Consider the following 26,482-nt stretch of genomic DNA (forward strand, 5'->3'; position numbering starts at 1 on the left):
CCCCGGCATCATAGCCACGCGCCGCGCGCGCGCCCTATTTCATCGTCCACGTCGATCGAGGAGTCGGATGTGTCCATCCGTGTCGCGTTAAACCATGTCACGCAGTACCGCTATGACCGGCTCGTGCATCTCGCGCCCCACATCGTGCGGCTGCGGCCCGCGCCGCACTGCCGCACGCCCATCGTCTCGTACTCGATGCGCGTGGAGCCCGCCGACCACTTCGTGAACTGGCAGCAGGACCCGTTCTCCAACTACCAGGCGCGGCTGGCGTTCCCCGAGCCGATGCGCGAGTTCCGCGTGACCATCGATCTGGTCGCGGAAATGGCGGTCTACAACCCGTTCGACTTCTTCCTCGAACCGGGCGCCGAGCACTTCCCGTTCGCCTACACGCCCGAACTGGCCGCCGAACTCGCGCCCTATCTGGTGTGCAGCGAGCCGACGCCGCGCTTCGCCGCCTTCGTCGAATCGATCGACCGCTCGCCCGCCGCCGAGATCCGCACCATCGATTTCCTCGTCGGGTTGAATCAGCGCCTGCAAAGCGAGATCGGCTATCTGATCCGCATGGAGCCCGGCGTGCAGACGCCCGAGGAAACGCTAGAAAAAGGCTCGGGTTCGTGCCGCGACACCGGCTGGCTGCTGGTGCAGACGCTGCGCCAGTTGGGGCTCGCGGCGCGTTTCGTGTCCGGTTATCTGCTGCAACTGAAGCCCGACGTGAAGGCGATCGACGGCCCCGTGGGCGCCGAATGCGACTTCACCGACCTGCACGCGTGGTGCGAGGTCTATCTGCCGGGCGCGGGCTGGATCGGCTTCGATCCGACCTCGGGCCTGCTCGCGGGCGAAGGCCATATTCCGGTCGCCTGCACGCCGGAGCCGGGCAGCGCCGCGCCCATTTCGGGCGCGCTCGACGACTGCGAAGTCGAATTCGAGCATTCGATGACGATCGAGCGCGTGCTCGAAACGCCGCGCGTCACCAAGCCGTACACCGACGAGCAATGGGCGCAGATGCAGGCGATGGGCGCGCAGGTGGACGCCGCGCTGACCAGCCAGGACGTGCGCCTGACGATGGGCGGCGAGCCGACTTTCGTGGCCGAGCGCGACCGCGATGCACCGGAATGGAACACGGATGCGCTCGGGCCGACCAAGCGCCGCTACGCCATCGCGCTGATGGACAAGCTGCGCGCGCAGTACGGCGCGAGCGGCTTTCTGCACATCGGCCAGGGCAAGTGGTATCCGGGCGAACAGCTGCCGCGCTGGGCGCTCTCGCTGTTCTGGCGCGCCGACGGCGAGCCGTGCTGGCACGATCCGTCCTTGTTCGCCGACGAACGCACGCCCACGCATCACACGGCCGCCGACGCGCAGCGCTTCATCGCGCATCTGGCGGGCAAGCTGGGCGTCGAATCGAAATACGTGCAGCCCGGTTACGAGGACACCTGGTATTACCTGTGGCGCGAGCGCCGCTTGCCCGTGAACGTCGATCCCTTCGATTCGCGTCTCGACGACGAGCTGGAACGCCTGCGCCTGCGCCGCGTGTTCGACGCGGGACTCGACGCCGTGACCGGCTACGTGCTGCCGCTGGTGCGCGAGCGCGTGGGTGCTTCGCTGCCCGCGCTTCAGCCGCCGCGTTGGGTCAGCGGGCCGTGGTTCTTCCGCGACGAGCGCATGTATCTGATGCCGGGCGATTCGCCGATGGGGTATCGCCTGCCGCTCGACTCGCTGCCGTGGGTGGCGGCGGGCGATTATCCGTGGCAGCACGCGCACGATCCGTTCGCAACCGCCGAGCCGCTGCGCAGCGCCGCCGAATTGCGCATGCAGTATCGCGAAGGGTTCGAACTGGGCGCGCAGGCCTATGGCGAGGAAAGCGCGGCGTTCGGCGCGCAAGGCGTTGAAGGTTCCGGCAACGGCAATGGCGAAGACAAGGACGAAGGCAAAGGCGAAGGCGAAAGCGCACGCGCCGCCGCCCGCGCTGAAATCGCCAACCGGTACCCGCAACGCGGCGAATCGGCGGCCTGGATCCGCCGCACCGCGCTGTGCGTCGAAGCGCGCGACCCGGCGCGCGCCGCCGGTCCGAAGGCCGAAGCCGACGCGTTCGGCAGCGGGCAAGGCCAGTTGCACGTCTTCATGCCGCCGCTCGCCGAACTCGACGACTATCTCGATCTGCTCGCCGCCGTCGAAGCCACCGCGCGCGAGCTCGCGCTGCCCGTCGTCATCGAGGGCTATCCGCCGCCGCGCGACGCGCGCCTCAAGATGCTCCAGGTCACGCCCGACCCCGGCGTGATCGAGGTGAACATCCACCCGTCGTCGAACTGGGACGAACTCGTCGAGCGCACCGAATTCCTCTACCGCGCCGCGCACGAAACCGCGCTCTCGACCGAGAAGTTCATGCTCGACGGCCGCCACACCGGCACCGGCGGCGGCAATCACCTCGTGCTCGGCGGCGCCACGCCCGCCGACAGCCCGTTCCTGCGCCGCCCCGATCTGCTCGCGAGCCTGATCGCGTACTGGCACAACCATCCGTCGCTGTCGTATCTGTTCTCGGGCCTGTTCATCGGGCCGACGAGCCAGGCGCCGCGCGTCGACGAGGCGCGCAACGACCAGGTCTACGAACTCGAAATCGCCTTCGCCGAGATCCAGCGGCAAGTCGATCTGCTGCGCGGCTTCGGCGAGGCCGGCGCGAACGGCAAAGGCACACCGGTTCCGCCCTGGCTGATCGACCGCGCGCTGCGCAACATCCTGATCGACGTGACCGGCAACACGCACCGCGCCGAGTTCTGCATCGACAAGCTCTATTCGCCCGACGGCCCGACCGGCCGCCTCGGCCTGCTGGAACTGCGCGGTTTCGAAATGCCGCCGCACGCGCGCATGAGCCTCGCGCAGCAACTGCTGCTGCGCGCGCTGGTGGCGCGCTTCTGGCGCACGCCGTACACGCAGCGCCTCACGCGCTGGGGCACCGAGCTGCACGACCGCTTCATGCTCTCGACCTTTGTGCAGATGGATTTCGACGACGTGCTGGCCGAGCTGCGCGACGCGGATTTCGCGCTCGACGCCGCCTGGTTCGCGCCGCATTTCGAATTCCGCTTCCCGCTGGTGGGCGAATTGCAGACGAGCGGCATCGCGCTCACGCTGCGCAACGCGCTCGAACCGTGGCACGTGATGGGCGAGGAAGGCTCGCAAGGCGGCACGGTGCGTTACGTGGATTCGTCGGTGGAGCGGCTAGAGGTGCGCGTGCTGGGCCTGAACGAAAGCCGCCATCTCGTGACCGTGAATGGCCACGCGCTGCCGCTGCAACCGACCGGGCGCGTCAGCGAAAGCGTCGCGGGCGTGCGCTTTCGCGCGTGGCGCCAGGCGTCCTCGCTGCATCCGACCATCGGCGCGCATGCGCCGCTCACGATCGATATCGTCGATACGTGGAGCGGCCGCGCCATCGGCGGATGCCAGTATCATGTTGCGCATCCGGGCGGCCGCAATTATCAGACGTTTCCGGTCAACGCGTACGAGGCGGAAAGCCGGCGGCGCGCGCGCTTCTTCACGACCGGGCACACGCCCGGCCCGTTCGAGGCCGCGCCGCCCGCGCGCAGCCTGGAGTTTCCGTTTACGCTGGATCTGCGGCGCGGCTGATTTCTGCCGATAACACGGTTGACGTAATACGTCAGCCAGCCCCAACCGAAGACGCGCCCCGCTTGCCGGGGCGCGCCGCCATCAGCGTATAAGCGACGATCTTGCCGACTCAATCCACCCTGCCGTTCGACTCCGCCGCCGACGAGACTCTCGCGCTCGCGCCGCTACGCTCGCTGCCCGTGCGCGACGGCCACTGGGACGAGCTGCGCGCGCCCGACGGCGCGCTGCGCGAACCGTGGCGCCAGTTCTTCGCGCTGCTCGGCAAGGCGGGCGCGGCGGGACTCGACGGCGCGGCGGCCTCGGTCGCGCGCCAGGTGCGCGAGAACGACATCACCTATAACGTCTACGCCGATGGCGGCGGGCCGCGTCCGTGGTCGCTCGACCTGCTGCCGCTGCTGATCGACGAAGACGAATGGGCGCTGATCGAGCGCGGCGTGGCGCAGCGCGCGCGGCTGCTCAACGAGATCGTCGCCGATATCTACGGGCCGCAGACGCTGCTCGCGCGCGGCCTGCTGCCGGGCGCGCTGGTGTTCGGCCATCCAGGCTATCTGCGCGCAGTGAAGGGCTTCACGCCGCCCGGACGCCAGTATTTGCAGATCGTCGCGCTCGACCTCGCGCGCGCGCCCGACGGCCAGTGGACCGTCGTCTCGCATCGCACCGAGGCGCCGTCCGGGCTCGGCTATCTGCTCGAAAACCGCCTGATCGTTTCCAGCCTGTTCGCCGAGCCGTTTCGCGCGATGCGCGTGCACCGTCTCGCGCCCTCGTATTCGCAGCTGATCGCCACGCTCGCGGACTCGGCGCGCGCGATCATGCGCGCCGACGAGCACAGCGCGCGCGGCGGCTCGCCCCATATCGTGCTGCTCACGCCGGGGCCGTTCAGCGAGACCTATTTCGAGCACGTGTTTCTGGCGCGCTATCTCGGCCTCACGCTGGTCGAGGGCAAGGACCTCACGGTGCGCGACGACATGCTGTATCTGAAGACGCTCGGCGGGCTGGAGCGCGTGCACGCGGTGCTGCGCCGTCTCGACGACACGTTCTGCGATCCTGTCGAGCTGCGCGCCGATTCGACCATCGGCGTGCCGGGACTGCTCCAGGTGATGCGCGCGGGCAACGTGATGGTCTCGAACGTGCCGGGCGCGGGCTTCGTGGAATCGCCCGCGCTGCACGGCTTCATGCCCGGCATCGCGCAGGCGCTGCTCGACGAGCCGCTCGTGCTGCCCAGCGTGCCGACCTGGTGGTGCGGCGAGGACGCCGCGCGGCGCGACGCGCTCGCGCAACTGCCCGAAGCGCTGCTGGTGCCGACCTGGCCTGGCGGCGCGCACGCGGCCTCGGCGAAGCACGGCAAGGACGCCCGCAGCGCCGTGCCGCCCGGCCTCGCGGCAGGCCCGCAAACGCTCGCCGACTGGCGCGAGCGCATCGAGCAACTGCCCGACGCCTTCACGGTCCAGCAGCCGCTGCACTACAGCTACACGCCGCGCTACGAACACGCCGCCGACGCCACAAACGACGTAGCCCACGACACAGCCATGCTCGGCGCGCGCCCCGCGGTGCTGCGCGTCTACGCGATCGCCGATCAGGAATGCGGCTGGCGCGTGCTGCCGGGCGGCTTCACGCGCCTGGCAGCAGAACATCAGGAATCCGTATCGATGCAGGTTGGCGGCAGCAGCGTCGATACCTGGGTGCTGTCGAGCCAGCCCGGCACGGCGTTCACGCTGCTGCCGAGCCCGATGAAGCCCGCCGATCTGCGCCGCGAGCATCGACGCGTGTCGAGCCGCGCCGCCGAAAACCTCTTCTGGGCCGGCCGATACGGCGAGCGCGCCGAAAACGCCGTGCGCCTGTGCCGACTGATTCTCGGTTCGCTCGAAGGCAGCGACGCCGAGGAATTGTTCAGCACCTTCACCGAACTGGCTGCTGCGAGCGGTCTCGTGACGGGCACGAACGCAGCGGCCAGCGCCAAGCCCACACCGAACGCACCGAGCACAGAAGAATCCCTCGCCGCCCCCCGCCGCGGCCTCGACAGCTTCGAGCGCGAACTCGTCGCCAACCTGCACGAAAGCGCCCGCGCGCCCAGCATCGGCCAGATGCTCGCGAGCCAGGCCTACGCGTGCGGCGAAATTCGCGGCCGTCTGTCGAGCGATCACTGGCGCACCGTGCTCGCCGCGCGCAACGATTTCCGCGACGCGCTCCAGGCCCTCTCGCTCGCCCCCGCGCCCGCGCGCCAGGGCGTGCTGCTCGAATTCCGCCAGCCCACGCCGTACGACCGCATGGCGCTGATCCGCGCGCTCGACGCGCTCGCCACGCAGCTGAGCGCGATCAGCGGCTGCCAGGGCGACCGCATGACGCGCGACGAAGCCTGGCGTCTGCTGTTCGCGGGCCGTCATATCGAACGCGTGGCGGCGATGGCCGGCGTGCTGCGCATCGCCGCGCACGAACGCACGCTCGCCACGCCCGCCGGTTTCGACGTGCTGCTGCAACTGTTCGACAGCACGCTGACCTATCGCACGCTCTATCCGGGACGGCTCGAAGTGCCCGCGCTGCTCGATCTGATCGTCACCGATCCGACCAATCCGCGCGGCCTCTACGGCGTCTACGACCGGCTGCGCACGCGTCTCGACGAAATCGCCCAGGCGGCGGGCGGCCCGCGCCGCGAACCGTTCGCCGCGCAGCTCGCGCCCGTCGACGCGCTACCCGATCTCGAAGCGATCTGCGACCCCGGCGAGGACGGCCGCTATCCGGCGCTCACCGCGCTGTGCGACGCGCTCGCCGCGCGCATGGCCGCCGCCTCGAACGAAATCAGCGCACGCTGGTTCAGCCACGCGATGCCGCTCGCCGCGCAGGTGTGGTCATGAGCGGCACGCGTCTGTCCGTCACGCATCGCACGACCTATCGCTATTCGACGCTGGTCGAAACGGCGCAGCATCTCGCGACCATCCGCCCGCTCGAACTGCCGTGGCAGCGCGTGCTCGAACACCGCGAGCGCATCGAGCCCGCGCCCTCGTATCAGACGAGCCGCCGCGACGCCTTCGGCAACGACGTCCTGTATTTTTCGTTCGACGCGCCGCACGACTATCTGCAGATGACGATGGAAACCAGCGTGCTGCTCGCGCCGCGCTATGCAACGCTCGACGCCGACGCCACGCCCGCGTGGGAAGACGTGGCGCGCGCGCTGCGCTACACGGCGGGCGGTGAGTTTCATGCGGAGTCGGAGTTTTGCTGCGCGTCGCCGAATATCGCGCTGTCGCCCGCGTTGCGCGCGTATGCGCTCGAAAGCTTCACGCCGGGCGCGCCGGTGCTCGCGGCGGCCATCGACCTGATGCAGCGAATTCATCGCGACTTCGCCTATCGCCCGGCGGCGACGGCCTTCGACACGCCCGCCGCGCGCGCCTTCGAATTGCGCCACGGCGTGTGTCAGGACTTCGCACAGGTGATGATCGGCGGGCTGCGCTCGCTCGGTTTGGCGGCGCGCTATGTGAGCGGCTATCTGCGCAACGATCCGCCCGAGGGCGTCACGCCGATGATCGGCGCGGATGCCTCGCACGCGTGGGTGTCGCTGCACGTGCCGCAGGCGGGCTGGGTCGATCTCGATCCGACCAACGACGTGCTCGCCGATCAGGGCCACGTGACGCTCGCGGTCGGGCGCGATTACAGCGACGTGTCGCTGCTGCGCGGGGTCATTCTGGGCGGGGGCGCGCATCGCGTCGACGTGGCCGTCGATGTGCGGGCCGAGCCGGACGGCGAATAAAGCGATTGCGTGTGCTTTAGCTGCCCGCCAGCGTGCCCGTATCCATCGACGCCACGAGCTTCGGCTGCGGCTGGCACTCGCACTGGCAAAGGTCGTTTTCGAGCGCGACCGTCTTGCCCATCACGGTCATCGTGTGCGGCCCGCCATCGGAGACGATCACGCCCTGCTTCGAGCAGGTCTGGCACATCACCGGCGCGCCGATATAGGCGAGCGGACGGCCGTGATACGACGATCCTTCGATACCGTCCATCACGACGCCGTTGTGATCGGTCTTGTCGTCTTTGAGGATGAATTTACGGGTCATCTCCAGGGCCTCGGGAATGGGGTTCCGGCGTTGCGCCGATGGGACGGGAAATATACCAGCGTTTTCCTTTCGCTTCCTTTCCAGTCATCGCGCATAGGCTCGATGCGGGCAACCCGTCAGTTTCGCGCGTGAAAATGACACGCGCGGGTTCAGGTCGAGCAAACGTCGCGCGGGCGCCGCGTGCCGCATAGTCCGGGGCACACCCGCCCCGGAGCCGCCCATGCCAAGCCGCCACACGACGACGCCCAAGGAGATCGACCGTCTCATCCGCAGCCATCTCGCGGCGCTGACGAAGCCCGGCGCGCTGTTCGTGCGCCCCGGCTTCGAGATCGCGGGCGATCAGCTCACGGGGCGGCAGGCGATCGTCGTGACGGTGCAGACCAAGCTCGCCGTGCTGCCCGCGAAGCGCCGCCTGCCCGATTCGATCGAACGCGTGCCCGTGGACGTGCGCGAAGCCACCGCGCTCCAGCGCCTGCGCGCGCAGGACCCGGCGGCGGCCTCGCTCGCCGCCGCCTACGCACGTCCCGAAGACGCCGCGCCCGACTGGCCCGACGAGCGCGAACTGCCCAGCGGACGCCTGCTCACCGACAAGCGCAGCGTGCTGCAAAAAACCTTCGCAAAACAGCTTGCGGCGCAGCCTTTCGTCGCGCACGCGCTCGCGGCGCATGCGAAGAAACGAGCGCTGCCCTACGTGCCCGCGCCCGGTGCGCCGCTCGAACCGCTCGCCATCACGAAGGCAACCATCACCGCGCACGTAAGCCCCGACGCGGGCCTGAAAACGCTCGAAGCCTTTCTTGCGGGCACGCGCAAGTCATTGGTGGTCGGCATGTACGATTTCACGTCGGCGCACATTTTGAAGGCCTTCGAGTCGGCGCTCGCGGGCAAACGCACCTTGCAGATGGTGCTCGACAACCCCGCGCCGAATCCCACCCGCGACCAGACCGACGGGCAGACCGTCGAGCAGCTGAATCAGACGCTGGGCGGGCGCGCGAAGATTGCGTGGGCGCTGGAGCGGCAGGACGTGTACGCGGCGGCGTGGATCTTCCCGTACGCATATCACATCAAGGTCATGGTCCGCGACGGCGACACGGTCTGGCTGTCGAGCGGCAATCTCAACAACAGCAATCAGCCCGATCTGAGCGCGCCGCCGCGCACCGAGGATCGCGACTGGCACGTCATCATCGAGAACATGCCGCTCGCCGCGCTGTTCGGCGCGTATCTGAATCAGGACTATGCGAGCGCCCAGGCGCACCAGGCCGCGTCCGTCGGTGCCGAACCGGAGCGCGCCATCGTCAACGCCCACGCGAAGCTGGCCGCGCAGGCGAATCCGCCGGTCGCGGCGTCCGCACTCGTGCCGTTCGCGGCCACGAAACCCAGGTACGTGAGCGCGAAGGTGTTCCGCAACATCGATACCACCGTCACGCCGCTGCTCACGCCCGACACCCTGCCCGGTTCACCCGCGCGCGGCCAATACATCACGCAGATCCGGCAACTGATCGAAAGCGCGCGGACATCGCTCTATATCCAGCTTCAATACATCGAGTCGTCGAACGGCAAAGGCGATTACGACGCCCTGCTCGCGACGATTGCCGCGCGCGTGGCGGCGAGCGTGGACGTGCGGCTCATCGAAAGCGCGGAATACGGCGTGAAATGGGCCGAGAAGATGAAAGCGGCGGGCGTCGATCTCACGGCCAATATCCGGCTGCAGTCGAACGTGCACAACAAAGGCTTCGTGGTGGACTCGAAGATCGTGGTGGTCAGCAGCCAGAATTTCTCGCCCGCAGGCATCGAGCAGAATCGCGACGCGGGCGTGATGATTGAATCGGCACAGATCGCGGCCTGGTATGAAGCGGTGTTCGTTTCCGACTGGAACGAGCGCGCGAAACCGTTCGTGGCGGCGGTGAAGAAGAAGGTGCGGGTGAGGGGCGGTACGCGTGGGTAACGCGTGTCGCCCCGTTCGCATTAGCGCACCCTGGAAAGACGCTGACGCAGCAATTCCATCTGAGAAACCGCATCTTCGATTGCTTTTTCCTTACTCAAATCGGAACGGCTACGGAGCGCCACGAAAGATGCTTCGGCGGCTGCAGAACCCCGCATACGATTTTCGGCGCGGATCTCCTGAGCAAAGCTCCTGAGTTCATCACGGCGTTCGACTTTCACGTCGTGAAACTGAAGGAACGTGACGACGCGATACGTTTCGCCAGTTTGCCGCACAGTCACACCAGCGGGTGAATAAAATCCCTCGTACGAGTCAATACTGTCGGGATCGACAAAACGCTCCCACTCTCCGAGCGTGAATCCCGTGCGCACACGCTTCGGAAATGCCATCACATCGGAAAAATTCTTGCGCATGACAGACACGAAGGGAGCGAACTGTGCTTGCCGAATGCATTGATCCCAAATTGCGGGTCTGCGCCAATAAAGTTGGAAGAGACGCAACAACGCCTTGCCCTCCAGCGTATTGGTGCCCGACATGAGATCGACCAGTGTCTGAGCACGCGTCGACTTGTTGCCGTTGCGCTGCCATTCCGCCATCAGTTTGAAGATGTCCTGGTAATCGCCGGCAACTTCCGTAATGAGCGATCCCAAGGCGCTGCGCGAAAAGGTGTCCTCAGACTCTTCCTCAATCACATTGCGGAATTGCCGGAGCGCATCTCGCACGTGCGGAGCGGTAGCATCGCGTTTTTCAGCTTCGAGCAGGAATTCCGCCAGCCAGTCATAGCCCACAGGAATCCAGCCATCGTGGTCGGGTTCCGCTTGATTCGAATCCAGCAGAATATGAACGCCGGTGAAGCCCTCAAATACCTTCTCCAACTGCTTACGATAGTGCTTGAGCTGGTTCTTCGATTGTGCGGAGCCAAACTTGTTTTCGATCGCAATGTAGCGTCGGCGGCCCGGATCCACTACGAGCACATCGAGCGAACGCCCCGCAAGTTCGACCTCCGTAGTGACCACGGCAGCCGAAAATCCCTCGGTTTGCACATTCGACGGCGCAAGAAAGCGGCGCGTCTGAATATCAAGGTCGACCTCACCGCTTTCCCACCACGCTCGCACGAGCAAAGATTGGATCGCGCGATCACTCAGTCCGTGTCCCTCGCTCGGATCGAGCAGCCATGCGATGAAGCGCGACACATTGACTTCCTTGGGGTAGCAGATCCTCAGCGGTTCCCATGTTGCCGATGACGTCACGAGACGCATGACGTTCGTATCCCCGAAAAAAGCGTCAATCAGTGATTCGGTTGTATTAGCCATTATTATGTTTGAACGGTGTTGTTTATCGCGCCGGAGCGTCGCGAGCGCGTCGCTCCGGCGACGCCCATTGTATGACGCGTTCGGCTCGCGCCTGTCGGCCTGGCACTCGCCCTTATGCAAAACTCACAGCAAGCAGATCGGATGGCGTGTCCGTGACGACTTCTTCGTCCGGCGCCCCACCCCGGAGCGATCGCCAACAGAGCGCTCGACCGGAACCAAAAAGCCGCTCCCTATCTTTCATTTTTCACCTCCCTGTCACCGTGCGCGACCGAGGCAATTTGATGTGCGGCTCGGCGCAAGATAGTCCATTACAAACCTTCCTCGTCGGTAAGACTTAACACGGAAAATCGCGAAAAATTTCATTCTCACGGATTGCTACGCCGCGTTTCGCGTTAACCGGAAGCCGCTTCCGGCCGATCAAACATCGCCGCCCCGCTCACCTGCGCGACCTCGCGATTTTCGCTGAAATCCCCTGATTGACGGGCTTTCTCGCCAGCAAGCGCACCTCGGAATGCCACTCGATCTCGCGACTTCCAACGCCATGTCGCGCAGAATTTTCCAGCGCCGAAATACCTCGAATCCCCAATCATTACCGTGAAAGGCCGCCTTCATCGACCTTCCACGCGCCAAACACGTCTCGAAAAACACCCGCATCACGCCTCCTCGCGCGCCCGCTTGCGCCCCCCCGTCGCTGCGCACAACACGAGGCCAGACAAGGCTTGCACGGAACGCGCCTTTTTCTCGCGACCGCCTTCGCCGCCACGATTCCAGGCAGCGTTTTTTCGGTCCGCGCGCGCCCTTTTTCCTTCCCTGTCTTGCGCATTTGTATACCCCCGGAAGGACTCGTAAGGCATAAGCCAATGCCCCCGTTGATTCTTGCTTCACGCAACAGACTCAGACGCGAAGATGCTATCGCCGCTCGTCGACTACTTCCCCTATCGACGTAACGCGGGGGCGCGCACCCCTCTCCGTGCGCCCCCTCCTTTTTGTGTCAATCCGCCCAGGAGGCCCATCATGACCAGCCCTATCGGCTCCAGCAGCGTCGGCCACTCGTCGCCCTTGACGACGTTCGACCCTAACCGCAACAAGAACTCCGGCTCGGCAGGCTACGCCGGTAACAATTCCGCCCAACCGGAAACCGTGCATCCCGGCACGCCGGTCGGTCCGCTCGGCCACAACATCAATACCACCGCATGACGAATTCGCTGTCGCAAGAGGCGCCGCTGAAGGCTAAGCGCGCACATCATCTGTCGCGTGTGGCATTGCATGGGCTGCGCGCCGCTGCGGTGATTGCACTCGCCAGCCTCACCCTGCCGCTCGAAGGTTGCGCGGTGGCGGCATTACCTTGCCGGCTCGTCTCGGCGACGGTGAAGATCGTGCCGGTGGTTGGCCATCCCGCTGCTGTGCCGTTCGACGCGTGCGCGGCGGCTATCGACTGATCGAGGCCACTCGATGAAACGGGCGTCATTGACCGCTTTCCTGACCTGCGCTGCCGCTGCGGCGCTTGCCGGCGCGCTGGCCGCTCCGGCTTGCGCGCACACGAGCTTCGAAGGGCGCATCACGCCGCTCCCGACGCCCGCGGTCAGCGCATCGGCCGGTGCATCTGCCAGTGCAACTGTCAGCGCACCTGCCAGCGCGCCTGCCGTCGTGCAGGCGAACGCCGTGGCAGCACACGCTGCCTCCGCGCCTGCGCCCGCGCCGCAAAAGACGGCCAGCGCACAGGCGCCACGCAGCACGGTCAAGAAGCGTCGCCCGACGCCTGTTGTCGCGACGGCGCGCAGCCGCGCCGTCGCGCAAGACGACACGCCCTTCTCGTTTCGCGGCATTCCGCTCGGCATCACGCTGACCGATCTGCGCGAGGCGAACACGGTGCGCGCGACGCCGCACGAAAGCGCGCTCGTCTGCGAAACCGACGTGGCCGGCGGCGACATCGGCATGCCGTTCAAGAGCTATGCGAGCCTGACGATCGCGTGCCGCTGGGCACATCGCACGCCGCAAGGCTGGACGCCTTCCCACGCCGTCGTGGACGGCGTGCCCGCCAGCGAACACGTGCTGCGTTTCGCGCACGACAGCGCGGGCGGCCCGCTGCGTCTCTATGAAATGTCGTTCGTCGTGGATGCCGCAACCGCCTTCGATCTGCGCGATCTGCTGGCCGCGCGTTACGGCGCACCGCATATGCGCGGCGACCCGGAACTGCCGCTGCTGGAATGGGACAACGCATCGAGCACGATCACGATCTGCCTGATGCCCAACGGCGGCCACGCCACGCTTACTTACCTGCTCAAACCCGTCAGCCCGCGCGCGAAAGGCATCGAACGCGCGCTCAAGATCAGCCAGTTCGACGAAGGCTGATCCCCAGCACGTGACCTGACCCGACGACTCCCTCACGCGAGCGCTTCTTACCTATGCTTTCCAATCAATCGCACTCCTTACCTTACCGCAAGCACTTCGCGCGCTGCTCTTTCGCGCTGCCGCGTGTGCTGCTGTGCGCAACGGCATTCGCTGCGTTCTCGGGGTGCGCCGTCTCGCCCGACTCGATCGTCAACACGCCGATGACGCCGCCGCTCGCGGAGCCGCCGCTGAACGTGAACACCAGCGGCTCGATCTATCAGCAAGGCACCGCGCTCGCGCTGTATGAAACGCCGCGTGCGCAGCGTATCGGCGACGTGCTGACCATCCGCCTCTCCGAAACTTACACCGGCGCCGACAACGCAGCCGCGTCCGCCAAGCGCGACAGCACCATCACCGCCACTGCCGCCGATCAGTCGACGGGCGCGGCGGCGCGTCTGGCGCACCTGTTCAATATCGGTTCGGCGTCGACGACGTTCAACGGCACGGGCAGCCACACGCTGTCGAGCGACATGTCGGGCACGCTGGCCGTCACGGTCATCAGCAAGACGCCGACGGGCAATCTCGTGGTGTCGGGCGAGAAGATCATTGCGATGAGCGGCGAGCATCAGCGCCTGCGTCTCTCGGGCATCGTCAATCCGAACGACGTCGAGTCGGACAACTACGTGGATTCGAGCAAGATCGCCAACGCGCGCATCGAGCAGGTGGGTCGCGGCATGCTCAACGACGCAACCACGGTGGGCTGGCTGCAGCGCATGTTCCTGAGCGTGCTCACGTTCTGATGCCGCTTTGACGGGTCCGCAAATGCGGACTCAGCAAGCAAAAACGGCGCGCCTCGATGGCGCGCCGTTTTGCATTTCATCGCGAGCTTTCAGGCGGCCCGAACCGCGCCGCCTGAATCAGGCGGCTCACTCTTCCTGGGCCGCGTCGGGCATCTCACCCGCGTATTCGCTGTAACGTTCGGCAAAACCCACTTCGCCATCCGGCACGAACACATAGCCGTGACCCCAGACGGTTTGCAGATAACGCGGCTCGGACGGATCGGTTTCGATCAGCCGGCGCAGGCGCCAGATCGCCACGTCGAGACTGCGGTTGCGATAACGCCCCGCCTCGCCGTAGACGATTTCGATGATGCGCTCGCGCGACAGAATCGTCATCGCGTGATTGACGAACAGCTTCAGGAACGCGAATTCGCTCGAACGCAGCGGAATGCGTTCTTCGTCGCGATAGAGTTCGCGCGAGCGGAAATCGAGTTCGTACGGGCCGAAGCGGAACGACGCGCGGCTTTCCGGCGCGCCCGTCGAGTTGGCCACGCTGCGTCGGCGCATGACCGTGCGGATACGCGCGGCCAGCTCGCCCGGATCGAAGGGCTTGCCCACGTAATCGTCGGCGCCGAATTCGAGGCCGAGCACGCGGTCGATCACCTCGTTGCGCGCGGTGAGCAGGATCACGGGCAGATCGTCGCCGCTTTCGCGCAGCGCGCGCAAGGCGCTGATGCCATCCAGCTCCGGCATCATGATGTCGAGCACCACGACCTGCGGCCGTTCGGTGCGCAACTGCTGCTGCAAGGCGCGCGCGGACGGCAGCTTCGTCACGGTGAAGCCGCGCATTTGCAGATATTCGGCGGTAACGTCGCGTACGACGGGATCGTCGTCGACGAGAAAGATATTATTTGCCATGCACAAATCGTAAGGGACGCAAACGGACCGGCATAGGCCCGCCGCCTTTCCATTCCTTTCCTGAATATGCGGCGTGAAAGACTAGAAGCCGCGCGAAGCCGACTCGAACGTCGAACCCAGTTGCGTCTGATCCACCACCATCGCGTCGAGCAGGCCCTTGAGCTTCACGGCCGCGCTCGAATAGCGGTCGGTGCCGAGCCCGCGCACTTCGTAGCGCGCCGTCACCGCAATATGGTTATGCATGAAGATCGTCAGATTGATGGTGGACAGGTAGGCGCGGCTGTCGTCGCTGAAGGTCGGCTTGCCGAACTCGATCGACGCGTTATAGACCAGCCGCCCTTCGCACGTGACCGGCTCGGTGCCCGGACTGTAGACATCCGAACGCACGCCGCGCTGCGACAGCACGAGTTGCAGCGACGGCACGAAATCGGCGGACGTGACCATCGGATTGTTCTCGATGCAGATCGAGGCGAGATTCACCGGACGGCCGGTCACGAACTTCGGCGACGAGTAATTCGACGCCACCGCATAACCGGCCTGGATCACGGAGCCGGTCGCATCGGCGGCGGTAATCAGCGTCCAGGCGCAGCCATTGAGCGCGAGCGCAGCGCCGAGCGCGGCGGCCAGGCGGACCGCGCGGCGGACGTTGGAGCGGATTTCGTGTGGCATGAGAACGATGACATGACGCGTCGATGGGCTGCGTGCGCGACGCGACTTAGCGCGGGCGGCAGGGCTCGTCATGCATCATCGCGGCAAAGCGCGCCACACGATGGGCTGGACATCGGCCATTGTTGGCAAGCGCTTTCCACTTCTTCGCAAATCTCCCATCAGGTAAGGACATGAAAGCAGGCGCAGCGCTCGGAGGCCGTTAAAATGGCCGAACAGCTTACCGCACGAGTAATGGATGAAATGTTTCGTAAGCGGTGGACGCAATCGACCCGTTGAGCGCCGCTTTGCGTCAGAGGCGCTGAGCTATTGTTCTCATCGCGGCGCCTGGCGCCGTGGCGACGCCGGACTAGCCGCCCGTCGTCCCCCGCTATTTCAAACAACATCGTGCCTGCCATGAATCGAGAACAGAAAATCCGTCGCGCTCACTCCCTTCGCCGCGGCCTGAACGTCGCTGCGCTCGCGCTATTCGCGTCGCTCGCCGGTTCGCCGTTCGCTCAGGCGGCGAGTTTTCATTGCCCGCACAACGCCTCGGCGTCCGAGCGCCTCGTGTGCAACGACCCGACGCTGTCCGCGCTCGACGACAAACTCGCCGCGCTCTATCACAGCGCAATCGACGCGACGCCCGACTCGACGGCGCTCGAAGCCGACCGCGTGAGCCAGTGGCAATGGCGCCAGCACAACTGCAAGGACAAGGCTTGCGTGACGGACTGGTATAACCGCCGCATCGCCGAACTCCAGGGCGATCTGCAACACGGCAAGCAGGCCACCGTGCAGCGCGTGAAGGACGGCGTGGCCGATCAGCATCTGGCACCGTCCGCACAGGACGCCGTGCTGGAAATGAAGGGCATCGACGCTGCGCCGAAGGGCCAGAACGACAAGCCGGCGCCGACGGCCGACGGCTCGAAGCCTGCCGCGAAGACGGGCGCGAAGCTCGCCGGCGCGCACACCGACGCCTCGCTGCATCTGGAAAAAATGCCGAGCGGCGTTGCTGCCGACGCGCGCCAGAAGCATCTCGCCGACTCGCACACGCACGCTATCCCGGCTGACGAAGTCGCCCCGGTCAAGTCGGCCAAGCCGGCCGCCACCGCGGAAACCTCGGCCAAGGCCGCCAGCATGGCAGGTTCGGGCACGGCCTTCGCGAAGGCCGCGGGCATCGCTTCGCTCGACGCGCCCGCCGCTGCAAAGCCGGCCGCCGCGCATTCGTCGGAAGAAAAGCCGGCGGACGCCGCCGCGACCGACGCGACGCACGCCGCCCAGGCATCGGCGCAGGAAAGCTCGCTCGCCGCGAAGTAAGTCACGCCGCGGTGATGCAGCAGTGACGCAGCCGTCACGAAGCCAGCGCGGCGAAACCCGCCGCGCGATTCAATCTGGGGATTCAGGCGTGATTCAAGCGCGCCCCCCCCCATCGCGACCCCGTCGCAATCCAATCGCAAGTAAGCCGGAGTAAGAAATAGAAAGAACGCCGCTATTCTGTAAGCCGTCGATACGAATTAAAATTTCACGATGAGTCCACACGTTCTCATCGTCGACGACGATCCGGTCGTGCGCGATCTTCTCTCCCGCTTCCTGCGGGCCAACGGCTTCGAGGCCTCGGTCCTGCACGACGGCACGCATCTCGGTCAGCGTCTCGAACGCGAGCGGCCTGCTGTCGTCGTGCTGGATGTCATGATGCCCGGCACCGACGGCCTGCGCGCCCTCGCCGCCCTGCGCGCGAAAGGCGACGACATTCCCGTGATCTTCGCTTCGGCGCGCGGCGCGGTCGCCGACCGCATCGCGGGCCTGACGCTCGGCGCGGACGACTATGTCGCCAAGCCGTTCGATCCGCAGGAATTGTTGCTGCGCATCCAGACCGTGCTGCGCCGTCGCGGCGCGGTGCCCGCGGGTGCGCCGGAAGCGCGCGAACGCTGCCGTTTCGGCCCCTTCGAACTCGACTTCGCCACGCGCACGCTGCTGCGCGACGGCGAGCGCGTGGCGTTGCGGGACGGCGAATTCGCCTTGTTGAAGGTCTTCACACGACACCCCTACCGCGTGCTCTCGCGCGTGCTCATTCACGATCTGCTGCATGCCGACGGCCTCGAATTCCACGAGCGCAGTCTCGACGTGCCGATCTGGCGCCTGCGCCGCGTGATCGAAGACGATCCCTCGCAACCGCGTTTCGTGCAAACGGTACGCGGCAAGGGCTATGTCTTCGTGCCGCTGCGCGAAGGCGAAGTCGCCGATCCGGGCGCCCACGACGCCCAGGATGCCGAACCCGGCGCATGATCGCCTGAATGCATGAACAATCCGTTGAATACGCTGTTCGGGCGCATGGCGCTGATGTCGGCGCTCGTGCTGTTCGCGATTCAGGCGTGCTGGTTCGTCGTGTTCGCGCCGCAGCCGCGCCGCCATGAAGTCGAGGGCTTCGAGCGCGGCCTGCTGCTGATGCTGCACGCCACCACCGGGGCGGCGCCCAACGAGCTCGAACTCGCGCCCGCGCTGCGCGTGCACCTCGTGCCGACCTGGAACATGCCCGCCGACGTGAAGCTCGAAGTGCCGAAGCGCGAGCCGCTTTCCGATCTGCGCCGCCAGTTGCTGCGCGATCTGCCCGCGGGCACCGAAATTCTCGCCGACACGCGCCATCGCGCGACGCTCTGGGTGCGCTTCCCCGGCCACCCCACGTGGATCGTCGCGCCCATCGACCTGCCGCCGCCGCCGAATCTGGTCCCGCAATTCGCGTCGATGCTCGCGGTCTCGCTGCTGCTCGCGCTGCTCGCGGTGTGGCAGATGCAGCGTCCGCTGTCGATCGTCGCGCAGACCGCGCGCGCGTTCGGCTCGGGCAATCGTCCGCCGCCTGTCGACGAACTCGGTCCGCGCGAACTGCGCGAATTGATCGGCTCGTTCAACGGCATGATGAAGCAGCTCAACGAAGCCGATGACGATCAGGCCATCATGCTCGCGGGCGTGGCGCACGACCTGAAGTCGCCGCTCACGCGCCTGAAGCTGCGCGCGAGCATGCTGGGTTCCGAGCGCGAGCGCGAACAGTTCACGCGTGAAGTCGATTCGCTCAACGACATCGTGCAGCAGTTTCTGGAATTCGCGCGGCAACGGCCGGAATCCGGTCCCGAAGTGGAAGTGGATGAGCTATTGCGCGAGCAGTTTTCGTCCGATACGGCCGAAGAAGAAGACACGCTGTTCCGTCTCGATCTGCGCGCCGGTTCGAGCTTCCGCATGCCGCGTACGCTGCTCGACCGGCTCGTGTCGAATCTCGTCGACAACGCGCTCGAACACGGCGAGCCGCCGGTGGAAATCGGCACGCGCCGCGAAGGCACGAACTGGATCATCGAAGTGCGCGATCACGGTCCCGGCATTCCTGCCGAGCGCGTGGCGGCGGCGCTCAAGCCCTTCGTGCGTCTGGACGAAGCACGCGGCGGCGAAGGGCATTGCGGACTCGGCCTCGCCATCGTGACGCGCCTCGTGCGCAATCAGGGCGGGCGCTGCGAAGTGTCGAACCATCCCAAAGGCGGTCTGCGCATCAAGATCGCGTTTCCTGCCGCCTGAGAAACCTGAGAAGCCAGAGATTGCCAGCCAGTGCTAGCGCGTGCCGGATATCGCCTGATATCCGTCGATATCGCTCGATGCCGCGCGCCGCTTACACCACGAGGCGGCCGCGCAGCAGATCCACGGTCGTCGACGACAGACCGAGACCCGCACCGAGATAACGGTTCAGATCGCCGAAGCCCTTTTGCAGCGCATCGAACGCGGTCTGCAGATAAGCGGCTTGCACGGGCGGTGAGAGATTGGCTTCGTCGACGCCCGTCGAGCGCCACGCATTCGTCAGCAGAAAATCCTTCACGACGATTTCCAGCGGCACGTTCGCGATCAGCAGCAAGAGCGCGCTCGCCCATCCCGCCACGTCCACGCCCATTCCGCCCACCACCACGACCGGCCCGCCCGCCTGCGCGATCTGTTCGAGCAGCGCGCCGTAAGCCATGCATTGCGTGCGGCCCATCACGAACTCGCGCCAGTGCGCCTGCATGGCCGAATCGAGTTCGGGACCAGTGAGGCCCGCGAACGACGGCGGCGCGTGCGTGCCGAGCACGTTCAGCGAGACATAGCTCGCGGTGCTGACCGACGTGTCGGGCGTGGTGTCGGATTCGACCGGCGTGCGCAGATCGTAGACAGCCGCGAGCCCGATGCCTTCGAGCGTGGGCGTGTCGGCCGTGCTCACGGTGAGCGCATCGGAGCGGTAAATGATGGCGCGGCGAAAGTGCGCGCCGTCGCTGGTCGAGTAACCGGGCGCCGCGCCGCCCACGTCGCGGAAATTCGCCACCGAATTCATGACCGGGCTGGGTGCGTCCTGCGGCCCGTCTCCGCCCGTGTAATCGCCACCGCACGCGCTCAGCAACGTGCTGCTGCAACCGCCCAGCGCCAGCACGCTCATGGTGCCCTTGAGCAGCCGGCGGCGCGGCGGACTGGCCGGCCCAGCGCCGCGCCGGCACGCGAAGTCGCCGGACAAGGGCGCGGGAACGCCCTTGTGCGCTTCCTTGCGCGACGAAGAACTGGCGGAAAAACGAAGAATCATCGGTTAGCAGCTAATGGGTGAGGCGCGCGTGGCAAGCGGGCCGCTGCAACGTCGGTGCGTCGCATGCATTCGGAGAGACGAAGTTTACCGGCAGATGACCCTGAAAGGGTTACGACGCAAGACTCGGTAATAATTCGTAGGACACCGTGACGGGGCGTGAGCGTCGAGATGACGCGCCTCACGCGCGCGGCCGAATGATAAATCGCCATAAAAAACGGGGTCGAGAAGATTTTTGCGGCAAATTCTTTCCAGAACTTACTTATTCCCAAAAATTAGAAAGCATTACATGAAGCGCCGTCCATTCCAGTGGCCGATTCGCCCGATAATGCCCGTCGCAGCCCGCAATTTCTTATTAAATCCTGTAAATTCTTTCTAAATATTATTCTTGACGCTCGTTTGCGCGCTCCTATAATCGCCCGTGAATTCAGGCATTTAGGCCTGATTGTCGCGGCAGTACTCACTGCCCATGGAGTTCTAAGTCATGTACAAAGGCAGTGTGACCGAGGAAGCGCGCGAGGTATTGCGTGCAATCGAGCTGATCCAGCTTGGCGCTCGCATGCCGGTGCTCGAAAAGGAACTGACGCTCTCGAGAAATCGCCTGATTCGTCTTTATCGCGAACTCAAGAGCGCTTCGCCGCCCAAAGGCATGCTTCCGTTTTCGGCCGACTGGTATTTCACGTGGTTACCGAATATTCACGCTTCGCTTTTTTACAACATCTTCCTGTTCCTGAAAGACGAAGCGAAATGCAGCCGGCTCGACGCGCTCACGCGTGCGTATCGGCTCTATATCGAGCACTGCGAATGCGCTGAGACCGAGCGCGTGCTCAGCTTCACACGCGCCTGGACGCTGCTGCGCTTCTTCGAAGGCGGCCTGCTCGCGCTCACGCGCTGCACGGTCTGCTCGGGCCGCTTCGTGCGCCATGCGCGCGATGCGATGAAACCGGCGACCTGCTGCATCTGCCAGCCGCCTTCGCGCGCCGGCGTCACGCGCGCGATGCTCGCGAGCCGCGAACTCGCGCAGGGCACGCAAGAGGCAAGCGATGCCGCCGATGCGGGCACCGCAGCCGACAAGTCAAAGTCGACCAGCAAGCGCAAGGCGGCCTCACCGTTGAGCGAGATCTCCGACGCGATGCGCGACACCATCGCCGAAGTCAAACGCGCCGTCGATCCCAACCGCAGCGCGAGGAATGGCGCCATCGGCGGTCCGTCGAGCGGCCCATCGGGCAAGATGCCGGGCAACCCGTTCCTGCCGGCCTCGGTTCCCGCCTGACGTTCAAGCGAAAGCGCGCCGCCCGCGCGCTTTACAGATCTTCCTTTTCCGCAGCGGCCAGCAAGGCGCGAATGTCGCTCGCGCACAGACGGCACACTGCTTTGCCATCCTGACTAATGTGCTGCGCCTGGCGGCTCTCGCACAACTGCGCGGCCACTTCGATCGCATGCGCATGGGCGGCCTGCCAGATCTCCCAGGCGATCTGCGCGCCGCTTTGGGCGTATTCGTCGTTGGGCGCGCGTTCGAGCGCGTCGGGCTGTTGTGCATGCGCACGCACATAATGCGCGCGGTAGAGCGCCTCGAAAACCTTGCGTCGCGAAGGCCGCGTCACACGGGGCTCCCCATCGGGGTTGCCGATATTCCGCTGCGCGAGGGCTTCGTCCACATTCGCCTCAAAGGAGTGCTGTTTCATGCAAACGACATTGTGACAGGCCATGCTGGACAAGGGGTCTCGGAATACCGCGAATTTCTTCGCGTTATTCGTTGACCGCTCGAAGCGGACAACGTGGGATTATGGTTGTTGTGTAAAAAAATAGAAGGAACCGACCATGCAACTCGGGGGTACGACGGCGTTTTCCGGCGGGGGTGCCGCAACGCACAAGTTCAACGACGACGCGGCGGCAGTTCAGGCTGCCCAGGCAGCGCAGGCGACGACGGACACGAAGTCCTCCTCGTCGACCGATGCCGCGCCCGACGCCGTCAAGTCGCAGGACGACGCCGTGCGGATTTCGCCGCAAGGCTATGCCGCGGCGGCCAACGACGACAGCATCGACGACGACGGCAACGAGCTGAACGTGGACGACAGCGGCGATAGCGCCACGACCGACGCGAGCGCCGATGGCACCGACGGCGGCACCGCCATCGCCGACTCCTCGGACAGCGGGCAGACCGACGCGTCCGCGGACGGCAACGGCGACGCCGCGGCGAACGCGCAGCCCATGAAATCGCTCGTCTACGGCGCATTCGGCCTCGAACGCCCCGACCAGGAGCCCGATCCGAACCAGGCTTACAGCACCGGCCGATGGATCGCGGCAGCCATTACCGTGGGCGGCATCGTTTCGCTGTTCATCTAGGCGGAACGCCGTAAAAAACGGGGTAAAGACGCCAGAATGGCGTCGAATAGCAATCTGTTATGCATAAGAGGAAAGAAAGGCGCTGCGTCGGGTGACCCGGCTCGACTACAATCGCATTTCACCCGAATCACCGCCCGATTCATTTGCCGGGATTGCGATGACCAGCGCCCTCCATCCGTCGTTCTCCATTCTCTTCGTCGACGACGATGAGATTTCGCGCGTGCATTTCGCGCGCGCCATGCACGGCCTCTACCCGGTGCACATCGCGCGCGGCGCGGAAGAAGCCATGAGCGTGCTCGCGCAGCACGGCGCGGAGATCGCGGTGCTGGTGACCGACTTCCGCATGCCCGAGCGTGACGGCGACCAGCTGCTCCACGAAGTCGCGCAGAAATATCCGCAGATCGTGCGCATTCTGGTGACGGCCTATGCCGACAAGGACATGCTGCTGAACACGGTGAATACGGGCAACGTGTTTCGCATCCTCGAAAAGCCGCTGCGCATGGAAGCCGTGCGCGACGTGCTGCAACAGGCGGTCTCGCGCTATACCGAACGCGAGACGCGCCAGCAGCGCCTGTTGGCGATGGACGAAACGCTCGCGTTTCTCGCGCACGAACTGAACACGCCGTTGGCGACCATCGCGCTGTTCGCGCGCACCATCGAAAACGACGTATCGGGCGAATTCGACCCGCAATCGCAGACGCGCATCGCGAACGCCGCTTCGTCGATGCTCAACAACACGCAGTATTGCCTCTCGCTGATTTCGTCGTTCTGGGCCACGCTGCACAAGAACGGCGGATCGCAATCGCTCTCGCGCGACGGCACGCGCGAAGTGAGCGCCACGCGCCTGATCGCCACGCTGCTCGACACCTATCCGTTCGCGGCCGCGCAGCGCGACTGGATCACCGTGGACGTGCAGCAGGATTTCGTCGTGCGCGCGATGCCCAATTGCGTCGCGCTCGTGCTCTCCTCGCTGCTGTCGAACGCGCTGCGCGCGCTCTCGAACGCCGCCACGCCCGCGCTGCATATCGAGGTGCTCAGGAACAGCGAGCATGAGATCCGCGTGCGCGACAACGGCACGGGCATCGCGCCCGACGTGAAGGCGCGGCTGCTGCAAGACCCCGTCACCACGCACGCCGAGGACGGCGGCCACGGCATGGGCATGATCTTCTGCAATCGCATCATGCGCTCGTTCGGCGGCAGCCTGCGCATCGACTCGGACTGGGGCGCGGGCACCACCGTCACGATGGGTTTCGGCAACCCGCACAAGCCCAGCGAAATGCACTGAGCCCGCTGGCGCCTCACTCGTCGTTCAACGCATCGCGATAACCGCTCGCCGCCGACGACGCCACGAAATAGCGCTGCAACGCATCGGCGGAACGATTGCCGAGCGCCGTGACCTGCGCGAGCCAGTCGTCTTCCGTGGGCCACTGACCGTCGAGCACACGCGGATAAATCTGCCGCACGTACAGGTGCAGCGCCTTCGCACCGATATTCCCGCTAATGCCCAGCAGCAGATGCAGCGTGAAATGCGCCGCCTTCACGTCGCTGGCCTGCGCGCTGTTCGCCAGTTGCGCGAGCAACGTGCGGATCTGCGCGATGCCTTTGAGGAAGGTCTGGTCGAGCATGTCGAGCGATGCGAGTTCTTCCAGATGCGTGTCGTCGAGCAGGTCGGTATCGACGCGGGCGATCTGGCTGACCGCGTGGGCCACACCTGCCTCGGCGGTCGCACTCGCAACACTTGCGACACTCGCCGCGCTCGCTACGCGGCTCACGCTGGTCGCGCGCACGAGCGGCCTGCGCGGCGTCTCCGCCGGCTCCGGCGCACTCGCGACAGGCGTCTGCGCGAACTGGCGCGCGAGGCACGCGTAGAGCGCGCCCACGCGCACCGGCTTGATCATCACCTCGTTCATGCCCGCGTCGAGACACGCGCGCAGCGCTTCCATATCCGACTGGCCCGTCAACGCGACGATGGGTGCCTTCGCATAGGCGTCGTCGCGCGCGCGGATCGTCGCCGCCGTTTCCACGCCGCCCATGCCCGGCATGTTCACGTCGATCACCAGCGCATCGATCGCGAGCCCTTGATTCAGGCGCTCCAGCACGCCCAGGCCGTTCTCGGCCTCGATCACGCTCGCGCCGCAGCGTTCGAGATAGCTCTTGGCGACCATGCGGCTATAGGTGTCGTCGTCGGCGACGAGAATGCGCTTGCCCGCGAAGCCGTCGAAGCGCCGGTTGCGGCGGCTGCGATCGACGTTCTCCATCAGCGTTTGCAGCGCGCTGATCAGCTCGACCATGCTGATCGACTTGCCGATCGTTTCGTCCATGCCCGCGCCCTGCGCGAGTACGCGCGCGACGCTATGCGGCTCCGACGTATAGCCCACGATCAGCGCATTCCAGTTCGCGTGCGCGCGGTCGGCGCGAATGCGTTCCGTGGTCGTGTAGCCGTCGAGCCCCGGCATGTTGATGTCCATGAGGATCAGGTCGAACGGCGCGGCGTCCTGCAACAGCGCGAGCGCCTTCACGCCGCTTTCCGCCTCGCTGACCTGCGCGCTCACGCCGGACAGCGCCTGGCTCACGCGTGCGCGCTGGCCCGCGTCGTCGTCGACGAGCAGGATATGTTTGTGCGCGAAGAATTGCGTGGCGCGCGCGAGCGCCTGTTGACGATGCGCCGCGACTTCGGTTTCCGACACCGCCGGAAAATCCAGCGTGAACTGCGTGAACTTGCCCACCTCCGAACGGCAGCCGATGCTGCCGCCGAACGAACGCATGGCGCGCTGGCAATACGCAAGACCGAGGCCGGTTCCGGCCAGGTTGCCGTGCGTGCGGAACGGCACGAACAGATGCGACATGACCTCGGCCGCGATGCCCGGCCCCGTATCGTGGACGATGACCTTTTGCCGTTCGACGGTCAGCGTTAACGTCGCCGACGGATGCGCGGCCATGTGATGCAGCGCGTTGCGAATCAGGTTGAACAGCGTGAACAGATAAACGGTTTCGTCGACCTTGAACGTGAAATCCTCCAGCACCACGAGGCGCACCTTGCTGCGCTCCTTGCGGTCGCTGAAGCCGTATTCGTCGAGCGCCTTGCGCGTGGCGGCGGCCGCGCTCGCGTAGGTGAGATTGTCGGAACGCACGGGCTTGGCGCTCACTTCGTCGAGCGTCATGGCGATGATGCGCAGGCCGCGATCGATCGCGAGCTGGCCGTGTTCGAGATGCTGCGAAAGCGAGCCCACGCCGCTCGACGACGACACCGCCGACGGCCGCGTTTCGGTCATCGTGGGCAGCGCTTCTTCCATGCGGTCGAGCACGTAGCGCAACTGGCTCAGCGGATTGCGCATCTCGTGCGCGATGGTGCCCGCGAGCGCGCGCAGCGCTTCGTCTTTCGCCTGCGCGGCGATGCCCTTCATGTTGCTGTGACTGAACGTGACTCCCGCGCAAATGCCGAACGCGAACACCGGCAGATACACGAACAGCAGCACGTGCGAATCGACATCGAGCAGACGCGGATCGGCGATCCACGCGCACAGAATGGCCATGCCGACACCGATCGCCAGATTCGTCGCCAATGCCACGAACGACGGAAAAATCGCGATCAGGAAAAACACCATGCCCAGTTCGGCCATCGACCACAGCATCGAATAATGGCCGGAGAGCAGATACCAGGTGAAGAAAAACGGTAGCGTGTACGCTACCGTCGCAAAGTAATACCACGGCAGGAAACGCGCGGCGCCAGAGGGCCAGAAGCGGCGCAGCAACAGCAGCAGACACGCGATCGAACCCACCACGCGCATCGGCAGATTCTCGTTGGGCTGCGGGTCGACGAACGTCCACCAGAACCAGTACAACGGATGGCCGAGCGCGCCAATCACGCCAACGGCCAGCACGCTGTAATCGGACACGTGGTAGGCGTCAACCACCCGCTGCTTCAACACGCGGATGCCTCCTGCAATGGCTCTCATATTATTCTCGAT

At 65.6% G+C, this 26,482-nt stretch carries 20 protein-coding genes and 1 pseudogene; 14 read left to right on the forward strand and 7 right to left on the reverse strand.

What is annotated here, in order from left to right; all coding sequences use genetic code 11:
* The first annotated feature begins 69 nt into the window (after positions 1-69).
* From U4Y88_RS13020 to U4Y88_RS13030, 3 genes are all read left to right on the forward strand, one after another.
* Positions 70-3,615 (forward strand): transglutaminase family protein, encoded by a 3,546-nt coding sequence (locus U4Y88_RS13020; protein WP_321784364.1) that lies wholly within the window; start codon positions 70-72, stop codon positions 3,613-3,615.
* A 101-nt stretch (positions 3,616-3,716) separates the two neighbouring features.
* Complete coding sequence (locus U4Y88_RS13025; protein WP_321784366.1) at positions 3,717-6,464, forward strand: circularly permuted type 2 ATP-grasp protein; 2,748 nt, start codon at positions 3,717-3,719, stop codon at positions 6,462-6,464.
* A complete protein-coding gene (locus tag U4Y88_RS13030) occupies positions 6,461-7,357 on the forward strand; it encodes a transglutaminase family protein (protein WP_321784367.1) in 897 nt (298 codons plus the stop codon). Before U4Y88_RS13025 ends, U4Y88_RS13030 begins: the two co-directional genes overlap by 4 nt.
* A 16-nt stretch (positions 7,358-7,373) precedes the next feature.
* Here U4Y88_RS13030 and U4Y88_RS13035 read toward each other — a convergent pair whose 3' ends face one another.
* Positions 7,374-7,661 (reverse strand): PAAR domain-containing protein, encoded by a 288-nt coding sequence (locus U4Y88_RS13035; protein ID WP_224010575.1) that lies wholly within the window; start codon positions 7,659-7,661, stop codon positions 7,374-7,376.
* A gap of 220 nt (positions 7,662-7,881) precedes the next feature.
* On the opposite strand from U4Y88_RS13035, the gene U4Y88_RS13040 reads away from it, so the two are divergent.
* Positions 7,882-9,603: a phospholipase D-like domain-containing protein gene (locus tag U4Y88_RS13040; protein WP_321784369.1), complete on the forward strand. Its 1,722-nt coding sequence runs from the start codon at positions 7,882-7,884 to the stop codon at positions 9,601-9,603.
* Positions 9,604-9,623: 20 nt separating this feature from the next.
* Here U4Y88_RS13040 and U4Y88_RS13045 read toward each other — a convergent pair whose 3' ends face one another.
* Positions 9,624-10,913: a PD-(D/E)XK nuclease family protein gene (locus U4Y88_RS13045; RefSeq protein ID WP_321784371.1), complete on the reverse strand. Its 1,290-nt coding sequence runs from the start codon at positions 10,911-10,913 to the stop codon at positions 9,624-9,626.
* 1,014 nt (positions 10,914-11,927) lie between these two features.
* Between U4Y88_RS13045 and U4Y88_RS13050 the strand changes: the two genes are divergently transcribed.
* From U4Y88_RS13050 to U4Y88_RS13065, 4 genes are all read left to right on the forward strand, one after another.
* Positions 11,928-12,110: a hypothetical protein gene (locus tag U4Y88_RS13050; protein ID WP_224010577.1), complete on the forward strand. Its 183-nt coding sequence runs from the start codon at positions 11,928-11,930 to the stop codon at positions 12,108-12,110.
* Positions 12,107-12,352, forward strand: coding sequence for a DUF6726 family protein (locus U4Y88_RS13055; protein WP_224010655.1), 246 nt, complete (start codon positions 12,107-12,109; stop codon positions 12,350-12,352). The genes U4Y88_RS13050 and U4Y88_RS13055 overlap by 4 nt, the downstream gene beginning before the upstream one ends.
* A 223-nt stretch (positions 12,353-12,575) precedes the next feature.
* On the forward strand, positions 12,576-13,265 hold the full coding sequence (locus tag U4Y88_RS13060; RefSeq protein ID WP_321784373.1) for a hypothetical protein: 690 nt from the start codon (positions 12,576-12,578) through the stop codon (positions 13,263-13,265).
* Positions 13,266-13,318: 53 nt separating this feature from the next.
* A complete protein-coding gene (locus U4Y88_RS13065) occupies positions 13,319-14,044 on the forward strand; it encodes a flagellar basal body L-ring protein FlgH (protein ID WP_224010581.1) in 726 nt (241 codons plus the stop codon).
* A gap of 126 nt (positions 14,045-14,170) precedes the next feature.
* Here the strand turns inward: U4Y88_RS13065 and U4Y88_RS13070 are convergent, their stop codons facing one another.
* Both U4Y88_RS13070 and U4Y88_RS13075 read right to left on the reverse strand, forming a co-directional pair.
* Positions 14,171-14,941 (reverse strand): response regulator, encoded by a 771-nt coding sequence (locus tag U4Y88_RS13070; protein WP_321784375.1) that lies wholly within the window; start codon positions 14,939-14,941, stop codon positions 14,171-14,173.
* 81 nt (positions 14,942-15,022) lie between these two features.
* Entirely contained in the window at positions 15,023-15,610 is a 588-nt protein-coding gene (locus U4Y88_RS13075; protein ID WP_224010585.1) for a hypothetical protein, read from the reverse strand.
* 393 nt (positions 15,611-16,003) lie between these two features.
* Between U4Y88_RS13075 and U4Y88_RS13080 the strand changes: the two genes are divergently transcribed.
* The 3 genes from U4Y88_RS13080 to U4Y88_RS13090 all read left to right on the forward strand — a co-directional run bounded on the left by U4Y88_RS13080 (position 16,004) and on the right by U4Y88_RS13090 (position 19,147).
* Positions 16,004-16,903, forward strand: coding sequence for a lysozyme inhibitor LprI family protein (locus tag U4Y88_RS13080; RefSeq protein ID WP_224010587.1), 900 nt, complete (start codon positions 16,004-16,006; stop codon positions 16,901-16,903).
* Between the two features lie 210 nt (positions 16,904-17,113).
* Positions 17,114-17,872, forward strand: a complete 759-nt coding sequence (locus tag U4Y88_RS13085; RefSeq protein WP_224010589.1) for a response regulator — start codon at positions 17,114-17,116, stop codon at positions 17,870-17,872.
* Between the two features lie 12 nt (positions 17,873-17,884).
* Entirely contained in the window at positions 17,885-19,147 is a 1,263-nt protein-coding gene (locus tag U4Y88_RS13090) for an ATP-binding protein (protein ID WP_321784376.1), read from the forward strand.
* Positions 19,148-19,238: 91 nt separating this feature from the next.
* Here U4Y88_RS13090 and U4Y88_RS13095 read toward each other — a convergent pair whose 3' ends face one another.
* Complete coding sequence (locus tag U4Y88_RS13095; protein WP_321784378.1) at positions 19,239-20,171, reverse strand: tyrosine-protein phosphatase; 933 nt, start codon at positions 20,169-20,171, stop codon at positions 19,239-19,241.
* Between the two features lie 481 nt (positions 20,172-20,652).
* Here U4Y88_RS13095 and flhC point away from each other — a divergent pair.
* A pseudogene (gene flhC, locus U4Y88_RS13100) lies at positions 20,653-21,225 on the forward strand (flagellar transcriptional regulator FlhC); the annotation flags it as partial.
* A gap of 247 nt (positions 21,226-21,472) precedes the next feature.
* Here the strand turns inward: flhC and U4Y88_RS13105 are convergent.
* Positions 21,473-21,886 (reverse strand): hypothetical protein, encoded by a 414-nt coding sequence (locus U4Y88_RS13105; RefSeq protein ID WP_224010596.1) that lies wholly within the window; start codon positions 21,884-21,886, stop codon positions 21,473-21,475.
* A 103-nt stretch (positions 21,887-21,989) separates the two neighbouring features.
* Between U4Y88_RS13105 and U4Y88_RS13110 the strand changes: the two genes are divergently transcribed.
* Together U4Y88_RS13110 and U4Y88_RS13115 are read left to right on the forward strand one after the other, a co-directional pair.
* On the forward strand, positions 21,990-22,514 hold the full coding sequence (locus U4Y88_RS13110) for a hypothetical protein (protein WP_321784380.1): 525 nt from the start codon (positions 21,990-21,992) through the stop codon (positions 22,512-22,514).
* A gap of 157 nt (positions 22,515-22,671) precedes the next feature.
* A complete protein-coding gene (locus U4Y88_RS13115; protein ID WP_224010600.1) occupies positions 22,672-23,799 on the forward strand; it encodes a hybrid sensor histidine kinase/response regulator in 1,128 nt (375 codons plus the stop codon).
* A 13-nt stretch (positions 23,800-23,812) separates the two neighbouring features.
* Here U4Y88_RS13115 and U4Y88_RS13120 read toward each other — a convergent pair whose 3' ends face one another.
* The gene (locus U4Y88_RS13120) at positions 23,813-26,470 is read right to left on the reverse strand and encodes a hybrid sensor histidine kinase/response regulator (RefSeq protein WP_321784381.1); all 2,658 of its coding nucleotides are present in this window, start codon (positions 26,468-26,470) and stop codon (positions 23,813-23,815) included.
* Between the last annotated feature and the right edge of the window lie 12 nt (positions 26,471-26,482).

The sequence above is a fragment of the Paraburkholderia sp. J94 genome (assembly GCF_905220285.1).
GTDB classification, from domain to species: domain Bacteria; phylum Pseudomonadota; class Gammaproteobacteria; order Burkholderiales; family Burkholderiaceae; genus Paraburkholderia; species Paraburkholderia tropica_A.

Bases quoted from the DNA above. Each gene is read 5' to 3' on its own strand.
- U4Y88_RS13030 (WP_321784367.1), top strand. From the start codon at position 6,461: ATGAGCGGCACGCGTCTGTCCGTCACGCATCGCACGACCTATCGCTAT.
- U4Y88_RS13035 (WP_224010575.1), bottom strand. From the start codon at position 7,661: ATGACCCGTAAATTCATCCTCAAAGACGACAAGACCGATCACAACGGC.
- U4Y88_RS13040 (WP_321784369.1), top strand. From the start codon at position 7,882: ATGCCAAGCCGCCACACGACGACGCCCAAGGAGATCGACCGTCTCATC.
- U4Y88_RS13045 (WP_321784371.1), bottom strand. From the start codon at position 10,913: ATGGCTAATACAACCGAATCACTGATTGACGCTTTTTTCGGGGATACG.
- U4Y88_RS13050 (WP_224010577.1), top strand. From the start codon at position 11,928: ATGACCAGCCCTATCGGCTCCAGCAGCGTCGGCCACTCGTCGCCCTTG.
- U4Y88_RS13055 (WP_224010655.1), top strand. From the start codon at position 12,107: ATGACGAATTCGCTGTCGCAAGAGGCGCCGCTGAAGGCTAAGCGCGCA.
- U4Y88_RS13065 (WP_224010581.1), top strand. From the start codon at position 13,319: ATGCTTTCCAATCAATCGCACTCCTTACCTTACCGCAAGCACTTCGCG.
- U4Y88_RS13070 (WP_321784375.1), bottom strand. From the start codon at position 14,941: ATGGCAAATAATATCTTTCTCGTCGACGACGATCCCGTCGTACGCGAC.
- U4Y88_RS13075 (WP_224010585.1), bottom strand. From the start codon at position 15,610: ATGCCACACGAAATCCGCTCCAACGTCCGCCGCGCGGTCCGCCTGGCC.
- U4Y88_RS13080 (WP_224010587.1), top strand. From the start codon at position 16,004: ATGAATCGAGAACAGAAAATCCGTCGCGCTCACTCCCTTCGCCGCGGC.
- U4Y88_RS13085 (WP_224010589.1), top strand. From the start codon at position 17,114: ATGAGTCCACACGTTCTCATCGTCGACGACGATCCGGTCGTGCGCGAT.
- U4Y88_RS13090 (WP_321784376.1), top strand. From the start codon at position 17,885: ATGAACAATCCGTTGAATACGCTGTTCGGGCGCATGGCGCTGATGTCG.
- U4Y88_RS13095 (WP_321784378.1), bottom strand. From the start codon at position 20,171: ATGATTCTTCGTTTTTCCGCCAGTTCTTCGTCGCGCAAGGAAGCGCAC.
- U4Y88_RS13110 (WP_321784380.1), top strand. From the start codon at position 21,990: ATGCAACTCGGGGGTACGACGGCGTTTTCCGGCGGGGGTGCCGCAACG.
- U4Y88_RS13115 (WP_224010600.1), top strand. From the start codon at position 22,672: ATGACCAGCGCCCTCCATCCGTCGTTCTCCATTCTCTTCGTCGACGAC.
- U4Y88_RS13120 (WP_321784381.1), bottom strand. From the start codon at position 26,470: ATGAGAGCCATTGCAGGAGGCATCCGCGTGTTGAAGCAGCGGGTGGTT.